The 15,729-nt window shown below is 62.9% G+C and carries 13 protein-coding genes; 6 read left to right on the forward strand and 7 right to left on the reverse strand.

From position 1 onward, the window contains the following. The first annotated feature begins 108 nt into the window (after nt 1-108). Complete coding sequence (locus tag HUS66_RS10565; protein WP_217487988.1) at nt 109-1,005, forward strand: phosphatase PAP2 family protein; 897 nt, start codon at nt 109-111, stop codon at nt 1,003-1,005. 80 nt (nt 1,006-1,085) lie between these two features. Here the strand turns inward: HUS66_RS10565 and HUS66_RS10570 are convergent, their stop codons facing one another. Then, nucleotides 1,086-1,535, reverse strand: a complete 450-nt coding sequence (locus HUS66_RS10570; RefSeq protein ID WP_175070881.1) for an META domain-containing protein — start codon at nt 1,533-1,535, stop codon at nt 1,086-1,088. Between the two features lie 197 nt (nt 1,536-1,732). Between HUS66_RS10570 and HUS66_RS10575 the strand changes: the two genes are divergently transcribed. After that, entirely contained in the window at nt 1,733-2,137 is a 405-nt protein-coding gene (locus HUS66_RS10575) for a DoxX family protein (RefSeq protein ID WP_175070882.1), read from the forward strand. 23 nt (nt 2,138-2,160) lie between these two features. On the opposite strand, the gene gloA is transcribed toward HUS66_RS10575, so the two are convergent. Next, nucleotides 2,161-2,601, reverse strand: a complete 441-nt coding sequence (gloA, locus tag HUS66_RS10580; RefSeq protein WP_175070883.1) for a lactoylglutathione lyase — start codon at nt 2,599-2,601, stop codon at nt 2,161-2,163. 216 nt (nt 2,602-2,817) lie between these two features. Here gloA and HUS66_RS10585 point away from each other — a divergent pair, with 216 nt between their 5' ends. After that, on the forward strand, nt 2,818-3,351 hold the full coding sequence (locus HUS66_RS10585) for a DNA-3-methyladenine glycosylase I (RefSeq protein ID WP_175070884.1): 534 nt from the start codon (nt 2,818-2,820) through the stop codon (nt 3,349-3,351). 84 nt (nt 3,352-3,435) lie between these two features. Then, nucleotides 3,436-4,536: a metal-dependent hydrolase gene (locus HUS66_RS10590; protein ID WP_175070885.1), complete on the forward strand. Its 1,101-nt coding sequence runs from the start codon at nt 3,436-3,438 to the stop codon at nt 4,534-4,536. Between the two features lie 150 nt (nt 4,537-4,686). Here HUS66_RS10590 and HUS66_RS10595 read toward each other — a convergent pair whose 3' ends face one another. The 3 genes from HUS66_RS10595 to metE form a co-directional block, all read right to left on the reverse strand. Continuing rightward, nucleotides 4,687-5,304 carry an FMN-dependent NADH-azoreductase gene (locus tag HUS66_RS10595; protein ID WP_175070886.1) on the reverse strand — a complete coding sequence of 206 codons (618 nt, stop codon included), beginning with the start codon at nt 5,302-5,304 and terminating at the stop codon, nt 4,687-4,689. A 281-nt stretch (nt 5,305-5,585) separates the two neighbouring features. After that, nucleotides 5,586-6,416, reverse strand: a complete 831-nt coding sequence (locus HUS66_RS10600) for an MliC family protein (protein ID WP_175070887.1) — start codon at nt 6,414-6,416, stop codon at nt 5,586-5,588. A 135-nt stretch (nt 6,417-6,551) separates the two neighbouring features. Then, nucleotides 6,552-8,861, reverse strand: coding sequence for a 5-methyltetrahydropteroyltriglutamate--homocysteine S-methyltransferase (metE, locus tag HUS66_RS10605; protein WP_175070888.1), 2,310 nt, complete (start codon nt 8,859-8,861; stop codon nt 6,552-6,554). A 133-nt stretch (nt 8,862-8,994) separates the two neighbouring features. Here metE and HUS66_RS10610 point away from each other — a divergent pair, with 133 nt between their 5' ends. Next, on the forward strand, nt 8,995-9,909 hold the full coding sequence (locus HUS66_RS10610; protein WP_175070889.1) for a LysR family transcriptional regulator: 915 nt from the start codon (nt 8,995-8,997) through the stop codon (nt 9,907-9,909). Here the strand turns inward: HUS66_RS10610 and HUS66_RS10615 are convergent. Together HUS66_RS10615 and HUS66_RS10620 are read right to left on the reverse strand one after the other, a co-directional pair. Further along, on the reverse strand, nt 9,896-11,545 hold the full coding sequence (locus HUS66_RS10615) for an ATP-binding protein (protein ID WP_175070890.1): 1,650 nt from the start codon (nt 11,543-11,545) through the stop codon (nt 9,896-9,898). The two genes, HUS66_RS10610 and HUS66_RS10615, sit on opposite strands and share 14 nt — an antisense overlap. Then, nucleotides 11,545-12,291: a response regulator gene (locus HUS66_RS10620; protein ID WP_175070891.1), complete on the reverse strand. Its 747-nt coding sequence runs from the start codon at nt 12,289-12,291 to the stop codon at nt 11,545-11,547. The genes HUS66_RS10615 and HUS66_RS10620 overlap by 1 nt, the downstream gene beginning before the upstream one ends. A gap of 388 nt (nt 12,292-12,679) precedes the next feature. Here HUS66_RS10620 and HUS66_RS10625 point away from each other — a divergent pair, with 388 nt between their 5' ends. Next, the gene (locus tag HUS66_RS10625; protein WP_175070892.1) at nt 12,680-15,583 is read left to right on the forward strand and encodes a ribonucleoside-diphosphate reductase subunit alpha; all 2,904 of its coding nucleotides are present in this window, start codon (nt 12,680-12,682) and stop codon (nt 15,581-15,583) included. Nucleotides 15,584-15,729 lie beyond the last annotated feature (146 nt).

Genomic DNA, 15,729 nt, shown 5'->3' on the forward strand with positions numbered 1-15,729 from the left:
GCCCTATAATCTCGGGCTAACAATTATTCGGCTAACAAATTGTGCCACTATACCCACCATCTCCTTAACGCGGACTGATTGCCGTGCCAACCGCCTGCGCCATGTCTGATGGTTGGCGCCCACGCGGTCAACGGTATCCATCTCGGGTCACTCAGCATCGCCTCGGCCCAAGAGACGCTATGCAATACCGGCCTCTCGAACCGCCTCTCGAACAAGGGCGCTTGGCTGCATAGCTCACCGACGCCTACCCACCACGGCATCGCCATTACTCTTGAGGGAGTTAACGTGTCACCCGACAGCATTAACCTGAAACGCATCCTGGCCTTCAACTTGGCCGGCGTCTTGCTTCTTGCCAGCTGGGCCATTTGGCCTCTCAGCACCCTGTGGAGTGCGCTCGACGCGCGGCTTTTCTGGCTGTTCAATGGCTGGCTAACCCCCGAGAACATGCGCTGGAACCAGATACTGGCTCTCATCAACACCCGCTACTTCGACGTGGTATCGCTGGGCGTGCTGGGCCTGTTGTTCACCATGGCGATACGCGCCGACCGACGCACCAACCGTTTATTCCACTGGGTCGCCATCGGCGTCGTCATGCTAGTGGTTGCGGGCCTTGTGTCAGTAGCCATCAACGAGGCGATCACTTACGGCCATCCCAGCCCGACGCTTTATTTCGAGCAGGCCACTCGCCTGACCGATCTCGTTACCATCCCCACCAAGGATGAGGCCGGTAACAGTTTTCCCGGCGATCACGGGCTGATGGTGATGATCTTCGCCGCCTTCATGATGCGTTTCGCCAAACGCCGCTTAGCTCTTTGGAGCATCGCCTCCGTGGTACTCCTCAGCGCACCACGCATCCTGGTAGGTGCCCACTGGTTCAGCGACGTTTACGTCGGCGCACTGAGCATTGCCCTGCTGGTACTCCCCTGGATACTCTGCACGTCTGTCGTCTCGGGTATGACGCAGCTCGCCGAAAAGGCGATGCGGCTCTTTTTCCGAGGCAATTGAACGGCAGCTTTAAAGAACGGCAGCTGAAATCGACGAGGCCGGCTGTTCAGCCGGCCTCGTCATCATGGCAGCGCCAAGTCTCAATCGGCGCGCCTGAAGCCGCCCAATACCCGACTATCGCGGCCAAACAGCACCAGTCGATCATGGTCGATCAGGTAACGATAGGCGCCGTTGAGCATCGCCTCGACTCGCTGTGCATCATTACCGTTGGCGCACGCCATCCGCGTCGAGGCCAGATCCTCGACGCTGAAGCGGTTGCCGCTCTCGAGACGCAGTGCGCCGCTTATGCGGTTGCAGCCGTTGCTGCCCACCAGGCGTAGCTGGCCGCCCTGACGCTCCACTTCGAAATAGGGAGTGTCGGGATGCGTCCAGCGCTCACTGGTTCCCAGCAGCAGTAGGTTCCAGCGCGGCCCCACTACAGGCGAGGCGGTTGTCGTCGCACTGCTTTGATCATGCGTCGGTGTTGGAGCACTGCTGCAGCCCGCCAACAGGCCTGCTAGCAGGATCCCCGTCAACCATCCCTTATGCATCTTGGTTCCTTTTGGTCGTTCGCCGAGTCGTTTTGTTACGCGTCGTTCATTAAGTTGTGCGAGCGTCGCGGTCGCGTCACAGGGACTCTTGTATACTGGCCACTGCTGCCTCGCAAGCTGCCATCAGCACGCGTCGAACGCGCAATGCCAAGGCACGATTCCCAAGGAACGACCGATGCACCACAAGGAGAGACATCATGCTGCAAGCTCTGCATAACGACGCCCTTGGCAAGCTGATCCTGCGCATCGCCGTTGGCGGCCTGATGCTGCTGCACGGCTTCGCCAAGCTGACTCACCCGGAAACCATGAGTTGGATCAGCGGCCTGCTCGATGGCTACGGACTACCGCGCTTCTTCGCCTATGGCGTACTGATCGGGGAGATCGTCGCCCCGGTCATGGCCATTGTTGGCTGGCAGACCCGCTTGGCTGGCCTGTTGATGACCGGCAACATGCTGGTGGCTTTCGTACTGGTACACACCGGCGAGCTGTTCGAACTCGGCGGTAGCGGTGGCTGGGCGCTGGAGCTGCAGGGGCTCTTCCTGGCCGGCAGCCTGGCGCTGGTCTTCCTGGGCAGCGGGCGCATGGCCATGCGCCCTGACTGAGGACGACTAGACCGGTCGCGTTCTTACCAACTGCCGGTGTTTTCCATCGACGCCCAGGGCTCCTTGGGCGCCAGCGCATCGCCCGCCTGCAGGAGCTCGACGGAGATGCCGTCCGGGCTCTTCACGAACGCCATATGGCCGTCGCGGGGCGGACGATTGATGGTCACCCCGTTGGCCTGCAGGTGCTCGCACAGGGCATAGATGTCGTCGACGCGATAGGCCAGATGACCGAAGTTGCGACCGCCAGTGTATTCTTCCGGGTCCCAGTTATGGGTCAGCTCGATCATCGGCGCTCGGTCCTCCCGAGCCCGAGCCTCGTCGCCCGGAGCGGCCAGGAATACCAGCGTGAAGCGTCCCTTCTCGCTGTCCTTGCGGCTGATCTCGGTAAGGCCGAGCAAGTCGCAGTAGAAATGCAGCGAGGCATCAAGGTCGCTGACCCGCACCATGGTGTGAAGATATTGCATCGGTGTCTCTCCTGATAATGCATGCACGAATGAATGGACACGTGAATGAACCCGTGCGTTAAGGAATGCCGCGCACCGTGCCATGATGCGTGGAACGAACACGGATCGCGAGGATCATTAAGGTGCGTATCATAAGACGGCGCGCCCCCTGACGCGACGGCAGGCTGATGACAGCGAGCCGCAGGACCACGAGTGTGAATACGATGAGGAGCCCCCTTGGCTGACTACTGCGACCTGGCGCCTGGACATCCGTTCCACGGCCCCTATCATGACCACGATTACGGCTTTCCGGTCGAAGACGACGCCACCCTGTTCGAGCGACTGGTGCTCGAGATCAACCAGGCCGGGCTTTCATGGTTGACCGTGCTCAAGAAACGCGAGGCCTTCTGCGAGGCCTTCCGAGGCTTCGATGTCGATGTTGTTGCCGCTTTCGATGACGATGACAAAACGCGGCTCTTGGGCGATGCCCGGATCATCCGCAATCGCCTGAAGGTCGAGGCCGCCATTCACAACGCCCAGGTGATTCAGCAGCTCAGGCAGGAACACGCAAGCTTTCGTGGCTGGCTCGAGGCTCACCATCCCCTGCCTCACGGCGACTGGGTGAAGCTCTTCAAGCGCACCTTCCGCTTCACCGGCCCGGAGATCGTCAATGAGTTTCTGATGAGCACCGGCTACCTGCCCGGCGCCCACCGAGACGACTGCCCAGTACAGGCCCGCGTGCTGGCGGCGGCGCCTCCCTGGGCACGCTGAGCGGTCTCTTTCCTCAACACAGAACGCACAGCCCCCTCACAGCTTATCCACAGGCTCTTGGTGAGCCCTCGCGAGGTGTCTTGAATGGACTCCATTACTCAGGTACTGCTCGGCGGTGTGGTCGGCGGGGCGGTGCTGGGGCGCCGACTCGGCCGCAAAGCCGTTGTCGGTGGCGCGATTCTCGGCACCCTGCCCGACCTCGATGTGATGATCGACTACGGCGATGCCGTGGCCGACTACACCTATCATCGCGGTTTCAGCCATTCACTCTGGGTACTGGCGGGGCTTTCCACGCTGCTGGCAACCCTTACCGTGCGGCTGACGCGCTGGCGTCGCCGCAGCAACCCGACACGTCATGAATCCAGCGGCGTCATCGACACGATCACGCCCGGCCACTGGTGGCTGTATTTCACCCTTTGCCTGCTGACGCATCCACTGCTGGATGCCTTCACCACTTACGGCACCCAGCTCTGGTGGCCGCTTGCCACCCCGCCGGTCAGTTGGGCCTCGATCTTCATCATCGATCCCCTGTACTCACTGCCCCTGCTGGCAGCAGCGCTGGTGGGTCTGATCAGCGGCCGGGTGGTAAGGGCGAGCCAGGTCGGCCTGGCGCTGTCCTGTGCCTACCTGGCCTTCGGCCTCGGCGCCAAGGCAGTGATTGATGATCGGCTGGCCCCGGTGCTGGCCGAACGCGGCCTCGAGTCAGCCCCACGACTGATCCAGCCCACGCCCTTCAACACCCTGCTGTGGCGGGCCACCATCATCGACGACGATGTCTATCACGAGACGCTTGTCAGCCTGCTCGACGACGCACCGCCCGGCCTCGAGACCTTCAGGCGCGGCGAGGCGCTCGAGGACGCGGCCCTAGCGACTGCCGATGGGGCGCGGCTGACCTGGTTCGCGGGCCCCTTTCTGCGCTATACCAGCCGCGAGCTGGATGGCGAGACCCTGCTGATCGCCACCGACCTGCGCCTCGGCTTCCCCGGCTACCACCCCTTCAGCTTCACCCTGGCCAAGCGGGCGGGCAACGACTGGCAGCCCGTGGCGAGCCAACAGCTCGCCCCCGGCGCTCGCGACACCGGAAAGGCGCTCGGTCAGTTGGCGCGCCGCGCCCTCAACCAGGCGCCGCTGTGCCTAGGGGACTTCGTGTCCCAGCGCTTGGCAGTTGAGGCGCAACGCTGTTGAGTACGCTGTTGAGCTTGCTATTGGCAACGAGAGCTCACCGCTACGCCCCCGAATAAAAACAGCACGGCCCCGGTAACCGAGGCCGTGCTGCTCTATCAACCCTATATCGCTTAGGCGTCGCGGCAACGCAGTGCGCTGCTGGGCGAGCCGTTACAGGCGTTCGAGGTAACCATCGATGGCCTTGCGCGCCTCTTCCATGGTCTCGGCGGCCTGCTTGTCGCCCATCGCCAGACCCTCGGCGAACACCATGTCCACATCAGTGATGCCCATCAGACCCAGCATCGACTTGAGGTGCGGCGTCTGCGAGTCCATTTCAGTGCCGGCATACTGACCGCCACGGGTGGTCAGCACCAGGGCACGCTTGCCCTCGACCAGCCCCTGCGGGCCGTTTTCGGTATAGCGGAAGGTCTGGCCGGCACGCAGGATGCGGTCGAACCATGCCTTGAGCTGTGACGGTATGGCCAGGTTGTAGAGCGGTGCCGCCAGCACCAGCACGTCGTGATCGAGCATTTCCTGGATCAGCGAGTCGGAGCGCTCGGCAAGTTTGGACTGCTCGTCGCTGCGCTCGGCAGGATCCACGCCCCAACTGGACAGTTCATTGATGCCCAGGTGCGGAAGCTCGTGCTTGATCAGGTCACGCTCGGTGATCGTGACGTCGTCGCGCCCTTCTAGGCCCTTCATGAGATGAGCGGTCAGAGCACGGGACTGGCTGTTCTCGCCGAGGATGGAAGACGAAACGACAAGTACCTTGGTGGACGAAGCAGTCATGAACATCTCCTTTGAAAGCGGGGTATCAAGCAATGGTATCCATTTTAGGTGCATGCCGTGATATGAAAAGCGCAAAAATCCGCGCCTTCCATGCGACAAAATAGAAAGAAACACCAGCAGACCGGGACTAGGCTTTGCCTGAAAAGTCGACGAGCGAAGGCCAGACAAGGCAAAAATTGGCGAAAGAGCGGAGTTTACGGGGTGTAAATGAGCATCTTGAGCCGATTTTTAACGCCGTATGGGCGAGCGCAGTACTTTTCAGACATTGCCTAAAGGTCGTATCAGGGCGCGATCCCCTGACCACAACCCCGATAGGTCTTGCCATCGACATCGAGGGTCACCCGCACCGGGAAGGGCTCGCCGCTCATGCTGTCGAAGCAGGCGCGAGCCTCGAGCTCCAGGCTAAAGGGCGTGTCGGCGCGTCCGCTGGCCAGCGTCACCCGCCCCCGCTCGTTGTCCAGTGAGGTCACCCGGTATGGCGACTCGATCTCGCGCTCGCCGTTGTCGAGCAGCAGCGACAGGTGCGGCGCATCGTGATCCAGACGCACCGTCCAGCCAGGCTCGTTGCCGCGGCCATGGAACATCACCCCAGGACGCTGGGCACGGGTCAGTGCCGACCGAGTCTGGTCCCGCTGGCATTTGAGCCGCCCGCGATCGCTTTCCACCATCGCCTCGCCACCCTTCTCCCAAAAGCTCAGGTCGTTCTTCACGTAACGGCTGCCGGAGGCCACCACTGCGGGCGTCAGCCGATAGGCATCGTAGGCCGACCACAGCCGCAGCTCGCCTTGCGAAAACGCCGCGACCAGATCCTGAGCGGGCGTGCAGCGCCAGGCCTCGAAGCGCTCAGCATCGCCGGCGAAGAAAGCCGACGGCATCAGCGGTGCCTGGGTCGCATCGCTCGGCTCGGTTGCATCGCCTTTTTCAACGTCCGAGGACGTAGTGACATCGCTGACGATGGGGGCCGAACTGTCGGACTGGGGAGCCCCGGCACAGCCTGCAAGCAACACGCTCAGGCCGAGCGCGGCCACCCGCAGGGAGGACGGCACGCCATCGGATGACGTCTGGGCAGAGATGGCGGCGCCGCAAGACGCCGTGCAAGACAACAGGGACATGCAACCTCCTTGTCGGTGGAAATATCCTGGCCGATTGAAGAATCTTGGTCGGCAAGAGTGCCTGATGTGCCCAAGCATAACAGGGGGCGGCGCCCTTGGCGCCGCCCCCTGAATGGGTTTCCCTGCCACCGCGTCTCAGCCGTGGCGACCTCGCAGCACCCGAGCCGCCTCGACCATGTGGGTGAGTGCCGGCTCGACTTCGGCCCAGCCACGGGTCTTGAGGCCGCAGTCCGGGTTCACCCACAGCCGCTCGGCAGGAATCCTGTCGAGCGCTTTCTCCATCAGCGCCACCATCCAGTCGACCTCGGGAATGTTCGGGGTGTGGATATCATAGACCCCCGGGCCGATCTCGTTGGGATAGGCGAACTCCTGGAAGGCATCCAGCAGCTCCATGTCAGACCGGGAGGTTTCGATGGTGATGACATCGGCATCCAGGGCGGCGATCGCGCCGATGATGTCGTTGAACTCCGAGTAGCACATATGGGTGTGGATCTGGGTCTCGTCACCCACCCCGGCCGCCGAAAGCTTGAAAGCATTCACCGCCCAGTCGAGATAGCCCTGCCAGTCGCCCTGGCGCAGCGGCAGCCCTTCGCGCAGCGCCGGTTCGTCGATCTGGATCACCGCAATGCCGGCGGCCTCCAGATCCGTGACCTCGTCGCGCAGCGCCAGTGCGATCTGGCGACAGGTAGTGGCCCTGGGCTGATCGTCGCGCACGAAGGACCACTGCAGGATGGTCACCGGCCCGGTGAGCATGCCCTTCATCGGCTTGTCGGTGAGCGACTGGGCATATTCGCTCCAGCGCACCGTCATCGCTGCCGGGCGGGTGATATCGCCAAAGATCACCGGCGGCTTGACGCAGCGCGACCCGTAGCTCTGCACCCAACCGAAACGGGAGAAGGCCACGCCATCGAGCTGCTCGCCGAAGTACTCGACCATGTCGTTGCGCTCGGCCTCGCCGTGCACCGGCACATCCAGGCCCAGCGCCTCCTGACGAGCGACGACATGAGCGATTTCCTCGCGCATACGGGCTTCATAGTCCTCTCGAGTGATCTCACCGGCCTTGAAGGCACGCCGTGTAGCACGAATATCGCCGGTCTGCGGGAAGGACCCGATGGTGGTGGTAGGAAACAGCGGTAGCTGCAGTCGCCGCGCCTGTTGAGGTGCGCGTTCCGGATAGGCGCTGGCCCGTTCGGCATCGGCAGCCGTGGTGGCGGCGAGACGCGCGGCAACGTCCGGGCGATGGATGCGCGTCGAGGCGCGCCGGGCCTCCAGAGCCTCGCTGGCCTCTGCCAGCCGCACCCGATCTTCTGGCGTCGCGCGCTGGTCCAACAGCCGCGAAAGACTCACCACCTCGTCGAGCTTCTGGCGGGCAAAGGCCAGCCAGCCGCGCAGCTCCGGGTCCAGAGTCGCGCCCTCGCCGGCCTCCCGGGCAAGATCCACCGGCACATGCAGCAAGGAGCAGCTCGGCGCCAGCCACAGCCGTTCGCCGAGGCGAAGCCGTGCCTCGCCGAGTCGCTCACGCAGCAGGGCGAGATCAGCACGCCAGATGTTGCGACCGTCGATGGCGCCGACCGACAGCACCTTGTAGCTCGGCAGATTGTCGAGCACCGTGGTGAGCTGCTCGGGCGCGCGCACCACATCGATATGCAGGCCTTCTACCGGCAGCCCCACCGCCAGGCGAAGATTGTCCCCCAGGGCGCCGAAGTAGGTCGCCAGCAGCAGTTTGACCGGAGCACTGCCGAGCTGGTTATAGGCAGTTTCATAGGCTTCTTTCCACTCTTGGGGAAGATCCTGAACCAGCGCGGGCTCATCCAACTGCACCCATTCCACCCCCTGGTCGGCGAGACGCGACAGCACCTGGCCATAGACCGGCAGAATGGCCTCCAGCAGCTCGAGACGCGAGAAGCCTTCGCGACCGCTCTTCTCCTTGCCGAGCCATAGCCAGGTCAGCGGACCGGTCAGGGTGACCTTGACCCGGTGCCCGGCGGCCTTGGCCTCCTCGACCTCGTCGAAGAGGCGTTCGCTCGACAGCCGAAAGGTCTGGCCCTCGTGCAGCTCCGGGACCAGATAGTGATAATTGGTATCGAAGTATTTGGTCATCTCGCAGGCGGCGGCCGGCGTGCCGCTGGGAGCGCGACCGCGGGCCATGCGAAAATAGGTGTCCAGGTCGGCAGCAGCCGGAGCATCTTGCTCGTTGAAGCGCTTGGGTACCGCACCGAGCAACGCCGAGACATTGAGCACTTGATCGTAGAAGGCGAAGTCGCCAACGGTGATGAGGTCGAGACCGGCGGCCTGCTGATCCTGCCAATGGCGAGCGCGCAGCGCGCGGCCCTCGGCTTCCAGCGCCGCCTGGTCGATGTCGCCCTTCCAGTAGGCTTCGGTGGCTTTCTTCAGTTCGCGATCGGCACCGATGCGCGGATAGCCGAGAATGTGAGCCAGCGTCATGGTTATTCCTTTGCGTAATTAAGAGATACACTTGGCAATGAATTCGCCATAAGCGATGGAGGCAGTTTCGCTGGCCGACCAGAGTGAATCAAACTAAATTATTTAATCTACAACATGAAAAGCGCTCAACCACATGCTGGAACTCCGTCACCTCCGTACCCTTATTGCCCTGCGTGATGCCGGCTCGCTGGTGGAAGCCGCCGAGCGCGTCCACTTGACCCAGTCCGCTCTATCTCACCAGCTCAAGGATCTCGAGGAGCGCCTGGGCAACCCGCTGTTCCTGCGCAAGACCCGACCGGTGGAGTTCACCCGTGCCGGCCAGCGCCTGCTGGCGCTGGCCGAACAGATCCTGCCCGAGGTGCGCATGGCCGAACGGGACCTGGCGAGACTCGCCGGCGACGAACGAGGCCGGCTGCACATGGCCATCGAGTGCCACAGCTGCTTCCAGTGGTTGATGCCCACCATCGACTACTTCCGCGACCACTGGCCCGAGGTCGAAGTCGATATTCCCAGCGGCCACAACTTCGACCCGCTGCCGGCGCTGGCCCGGGAGCAGCTCGACCTGGTGATCACCGCCGACCCTCAGCCATTGCCCGGTGTGCACTATGAGCCACTGTTTCGCTACCAGGGACTGCTGGCGGTCGCCAAGCAGCATCACCTGGCCGGCAAGGCCTGGATCGGGCCCGCTGAGCTGGCCGACGAGACCCTGATCACCTATCCGGTGGAGCACGCGCGGCTGGATATCTTCACTCAGTTCCTCGACCCGGCTGGAGTGCGGCCCCAGGAGATTCGCACCGCCGAGCTGACCATCATGATGATGCAGCTGGTGGCCAGCGGGCGCGGCGTCTGTGCGCTGCCGAGCTGGGCGCTGACGGAATACCTGGAGCGGGACTATGTGCGCGGCGTGGCGCTGGGCGAACAGGGCATGTGGAGTACGCTGTTCGCGGCCATCCGCGAGGACAGCCGCGATGCCCCCTGGATGGAGGACTTTCTGCGCACCGCTCGCGAGACCTCGTTCGCGGTGCTGGAGGGCATCAAGCCGGCGTGACGCCGGCTTGTTTGAGGGGCAGCAGCAGGCTGAAGCGCGCGCCGCCGAGAGAAGGGCTATCGTCGACCATCACGCTGCCACCGTGCCAGAGCATCACCTTGTGCACGATCGACAGGCCCAGGCCATAGCCCCCGGAGCGCCGGGTGCGGCTGTCGTCGAGCCGGGCGAAGGGCTTGAAGATCTCCTCGCGCTCGGCGACCGGTACGCCGGGCCCGTCATCCTCGACGTCCAGCCGCGCCACCTGACCATCGTCACTCAGGGCCAACCTGACTTGGCTAGAAGCATGCCGACAGGCGTTGGCGACCAGGTTCTGCAGCGCCCGCTGCAGATAGCGAGGGTCTGCCACCACCTCGACAGGCGGCCCCGGCATCACCTGCAGCGTGAGTTTGGCATGCAGCGGCGCGAGTGCCTCGACCACGTTATCGGCAAGATCCCGGCAGTCGACCAGCTCGGCCTCCTGCAGCACACCCTGGGCGTGGTCATTGCCCAGCTTGGCATAGGTCAGGATCTCGTCAATCAGGCCGTCTAGCTCCTCGATATCGCCGTCGATGCCGGAGAGCTGTCGCCGCACGGGCCCGCTGTCGGTCATGTCCTCGACCATCTGCACGGCAAAACGAATCCTCGCCACCGGGGTCCGCAGTTCATGGGACACCGCTCGAATCATTTCCTGCTGCGCCCTCAAAAGCGCCTGCACCTGGGACGCCATGCCGTTGAACGCCATGCCGACCCGCCCCAGAAAGTCGCCGCTCTCGACCTTGACCCGGGTGTTCAGGTGGCCACAGGCGATCCGCGTGGCGGCCTGCTCGAGACGCGCCATTCGCGATTCCACACCCCTCACGATCATGTAGATGATACCGGCCAGCACGCCCAGCATGGCGACCAGCAGCGAAAGCGATAGCGACAGCGACATCGGTTCGAAAGCCGCCAACGGCCCCACCTCGACCCACTGGATACCACCGCCTGCCGTGGGAAGGCGCAGATACAGCGTCATCGCCCAGCGCTGGGGCAGCAGTTGAATGACCACCTCGGTATCGCGCAGCCGGGCAATCTGGGCGGGGGGGAGATCTTCGGGAGGCGTATCGGTGAGTTGCGCCTGTATCACCGAGCTCTGTAGGCGTTCGAGACGCTCGAGACGCGCCTCGCCATTGACCTCGGCCAGCCACTCCCCAAGCTGGCGGGCCAGACCCAGCAACTGCTGCTCAGAGAGACTCTCGAGCTCGGCACGCAGCATCCATGTCTCGCCAGGCAATTGGCGATACAGTGTCCAGCCTTGGCCATCGGCTTCACCGACCTCATCAACCAGGGTACGGTCATTCTCGAGGCTGGTGCGCTGAAAGAAGTTGAGCGGATAATTGCGGGTATCGTGCAGGCTCAACGCCATCGACAGCTGTTCGCTCTTGCGGGCCAGCCAGGCATCACGGCGAGACAACGGCAGGGCCGCCAACTGGAGCGAAAGCAGCGTCATCGGAGCTTCTGCCAGTTGCTCTCGGTAGTGATCATGGCGGACCTTGTCAACCAGAGCAAAGGTCGACAGGGCGAGAACAAAAGTCAGCACCAGTGCCAGCGCCAACCATACATAGACCCGCAGGAAGGCGCTGTCGGCCAGTGGCCGTGGCAACAGGCGAGAAAGCACCATCAACTATCCTTGACGAACAGGTAACCCTTGCTGCGGACGGTCTTGATGCGGTGTGGCTGGTTGGGGTCGTCCCCGACCTTGGGCCGAATGCGCGACACTCTCACGTCAATGGAACGATCCTGGCCGTCATACTTGATGCCGCGCAGCTGCGAGAAGATCTCCTCCCGGGTCAGCACCCGGCCGGCATTGCTCGCCAACAGCCACAGCAAATCGAACTCGGCGCTGGTCAAATCGATGCGCTCGCCTTCGAGCCAGGCCTCGCGAGTGGCGCTATCGATTTCCAGGTTGCTAAAGGTCAATCGCCCTTCACCAGCCGGCATGCTGACATCGGCGCGGCGCATCAATGCCCGCATACGCGCCAACAGCACCCTGGGTTGCACGGGCTTGGGCACGTAGTCATCGGCACCCATCTCCAGCCCCAGCACCTGATCCATGTCATCGGTGCGGGCGGTCAGCATCAATATCGGGCCATCATAGTCTGGCCGTGCTCGGCGACAGATCGACAAACCATCTTCACCTGGCAGCATCAGATCGAGGATCACCAGATCCGGCTGCAATTCGACGATCTTTTCGACCCCCTTGGCTCCATCGGCCTCTACCGTCACGGTGAAGCCATTGGCCTCGAGATAGTCTCGCGTGAGCTCCGCGAGTCGCTCGTCGTCCTCGATGATCAGGACATGATCGTGGTCATTGCTTAGCACGCTCTCGCTCGCTCCTCGTTGACGTCCAGTTACTGCAATTGTCATTGGATAGCATATACCAGTCTGCATGATACCCCAGCAGAGCTGTTTTGGCTGTTATTGAGACTCATTAGACTATGAGCAGCACCTGATACAAAAGTCCTCAACCGCTCTAGGATGCGGACTCCACGCAGCCGCTCCCTCGCCCCCAAGTCAGGCACAAGATACCCACAGGTTATCCACTTGATGAAAGCTCCCGAGCACACTATCTTGTGCTGCATATCAGAAACGACACAAGATAGTGTGCTCCTAGCAATTCAGAGCACTACTGTCAAACCACGCTGTCCAACCAGCGTGGCCCCCGGTTTCGCCCAGATGTGATCGTTGTCCAGGCCCCCGTTCAACGTCCTGGGCTCCTCTCATCCATCAATCACCGCTAGGAAGACACGGCGCCATGGATACTACGCTTTCCCCCGGCAACTCGTCCGTCAACGTGACCGCCCCACAGCAACTGCGGGTGATCAAGCGCAACGGCGATGTTGCACCCTTCGATGCCAGCAAGATCGCCGTCGCCATGTCCAAGGCGTTCATCGCCGTGGAAGGCGACAACGCCGAGGCCTCCTCGCGCATCCGCGACTTCGTCACTCAGGCCTCCGACGCCATCTGCGAGGCCTTCCTGCGTCGCATGCCCGATGGCGGCACCCTGCACATCGAAGATATCCAGGACCAGGTCGAACTGGCGCTGATGCGCGCCGGCGAGCAAAAGGTCGCCCGCGCCTACGTGCTTTATCGCGAGGAGCACGCCCGGGCACGCGCCGCTGCCGGCGATGAAATCCAGAAGCCCCACCCCAGCCTCAACGTCACCCTGCCCGATGGCAGCCTGCGTCCGCTGGATCTGGGCCGCATCGAGACCCTGGTCTATGAGGCCTGCTCGGACCTGCCCAACACCGAGCCGCAGAAGATCGTCGATGACTCGGTGCGCAACCTCTATGACGGCGTGAGCGCCGACGGTGTCTCCCAGGCGCTGACTATGACCGCGCGCACTCTGGTCGAAAAGGACCCAAGCTACACCTACGTCACCGCGCGCCTGTTGCAGGACAATATCCGCCGCGAGGCGCTGTCCTTCCTGGGCGTGGCCGAGGAAGCCACCTACAGCGACATGGCCGAGCTCTATGCGCCGGCCTTCAAGGCCTACATCGAGAAAGGCATCGAATTCGAACAGCTCGACGAGGCGCTGGCCGAGTTCGACCTGGAGCGCCTGGCTGCGGCGCTCGACCATACCCGCGACAATGCGTTTACCTATCTGGGTCTGCAGACCCTCTACGACCGCTACTTCATTCACCGTGACGAGGTGCGCTACGAGCTGCCTCAGGTGATGTTCATGCGCGTCGCCATGGGCCTGTCGCTCAACGAGGACGACCGCGAAGCGCGCGCCATCGAGTTCTACGAGCTGCTCTCTAGCTTCGACTACATGGCTTCCACGCCGACCCTGTTCAACTCCGGCACTCAGCGCAGCCAGCTCTCCAGCTGTTACCTGACCACCGTGCCCGACAACCTGGACGGCATCTACAGCGCGATCCGCGACAACGCCATGCTCTCCAAGTGGGCCGGCGGTCTCGGCAACGACTGGACGCCGGTGCGCGCCCTGGGCTCCTACATCAAGGGCACCAACGGCAAGTCCCAGGGCGTCGTGCCCTTCCTCAAGGTAGTCAACGACACCGCCGTGGCCGTCAACCAGGGCGGCAAGCGCAAGGGCGCGGTCTGTGCCTACCTCGAGTCCTGGCACCTGGACGTCGAGGAATTCCTCGAACTGCGCAAGAACACCGGTGACGACCGTCGCCGTACCCACGACATGAACACCGCCAACTGGGTGCCGGACCTGTTCATGAAGCGGGTCTTCGACGACCAGGAGTGGACACTGTTCTCACCGGCCACCTGCCCGGACCTGCACGACCTGTACGGCGCGGCCTTCGAGAAGCGCTACCAGGAATACGAAGAGATGACCCGCAACGGTCAACTCAAGCTCTTCAAGCGGGTCAAGGCCAAGGACCTGTGGCGCAAGATGCTCTCGATGCTGTTCGAGACAGGCCACCCGTGGATCACCTTCAAGGATCCCTGCAACCTGCGCAGCCCGCAGCAGCATGCCGGCGTGGTGCATAGCTCCAACCTGTGCACCGAGATCACCCTGAACACCTCGGTCGACGAGATCGCGGTATGCAACCTGGGCTCGGTCAACCTCGCGCAGCACATGACCGACGGCGAGCTCGATAACGAGAAGCTCAAGAAGACCGTGCGCACCGCCGTGCGGATGCTCGATAACGTCATCGACATCAACTACTACGCGGTGCCGCAGGCCAAGAATTCGAACTTCAAGCATCGCCCGGTGGGCCTTGGCATCATGGGCTTCCAGGATGCGCTGTACGCCCACGGCATCGCCTATGCCAGCGACGAAGCCGTCGAGTTCGCCGACCGTTCCATGGAGCTGGTCAGCTACCACGCCATCGAAGCCTCCTCTGATCTCGCCGCCGAGCGTGGCCAGTATCAAAGCTATGAAGGCTCGCTGTGGAGCCAGGGCATTCTGCCGATCGATTCCATCGAGAAGCTCAAGGCCGAGCGCGGCGAGAAGTACATCGAGGTCGACACCTCCACCACCCAGGACTGGGACCGCATCCGCGAGAAGCTGGCCGAACAGGGCATGCGCAACTCCAACGTCATGGCCATCGCTCCGACCGCGACCATCTCCAACATCTGCGGCGTGTCGCAGTCGATCGAGCCGACCTATCAGAACCTGTTCGTGAAATCGAACCTGTCCGGCGAGTTCACGGTGGTCAACTCCTACATGGTCAACGACCTCAAGGAGCGCGGCCTGTGGGACGAGGTGATGATCAACGACCTCAAGTACTACGACGGCAGCGTGCAGCCGATCGACCGCGTACCGGACGATCTCAAGGCCAAGTACGCCACCGCCTTCGAGGTCGAACCCAAGTGGCTGGTGGAAGCCGCCTCGCGTCGCCAGAAGTGGATCGACCAGGCACAGTCGCTGAACCTCTACATTCAGGGCGTATCCGGCAAGAAGCTCGACGTGACCTATCGCATGGCCTGGTTCCGCGGTCTCAAGACCACCTACTACCTGCGTGCGCTGGGTGCCACCTCGGTCGAGAAATCCACCGTCGATCGCGGCAATCTCAACGCCGTCGGTAACGGCAGCGAGCCGGCGCCCAAGCCGGAGGCAGCCCCGGCGCCAACGCCCAGCGAGCCCCGCGGTATCGAGGACTTCCTGAGCGGCAAGAGCGGCAGCGGTTCGCGCGCCCCCTCGGCCGGCGAGATCGATGAGCTGGGCTGCGAAGCCTGCCAGTAATCCGGTCAAGGGCCACGAGCTTCGGGCAGCGAGCCGCTCGAAGCTCGAAGCTCGAAGCTCGAAGCTCGAAGCTCGAAGCTCGAAGCTCGAAGCTCGAAGCTCACAGAGTCTAGTCACCGGCGTCACACGCTGACGCCGCCAGCGAG

This window comes from Onishia taeanensis, from assembly GCF_013349955.1.
Taxonomy (GTDB): Bacteria; Pseudomonadota; Gammaproteobacteria; order Pseudomonadales; family Halomonadaceae; genus Onishia; species Onishia taeanensis_B.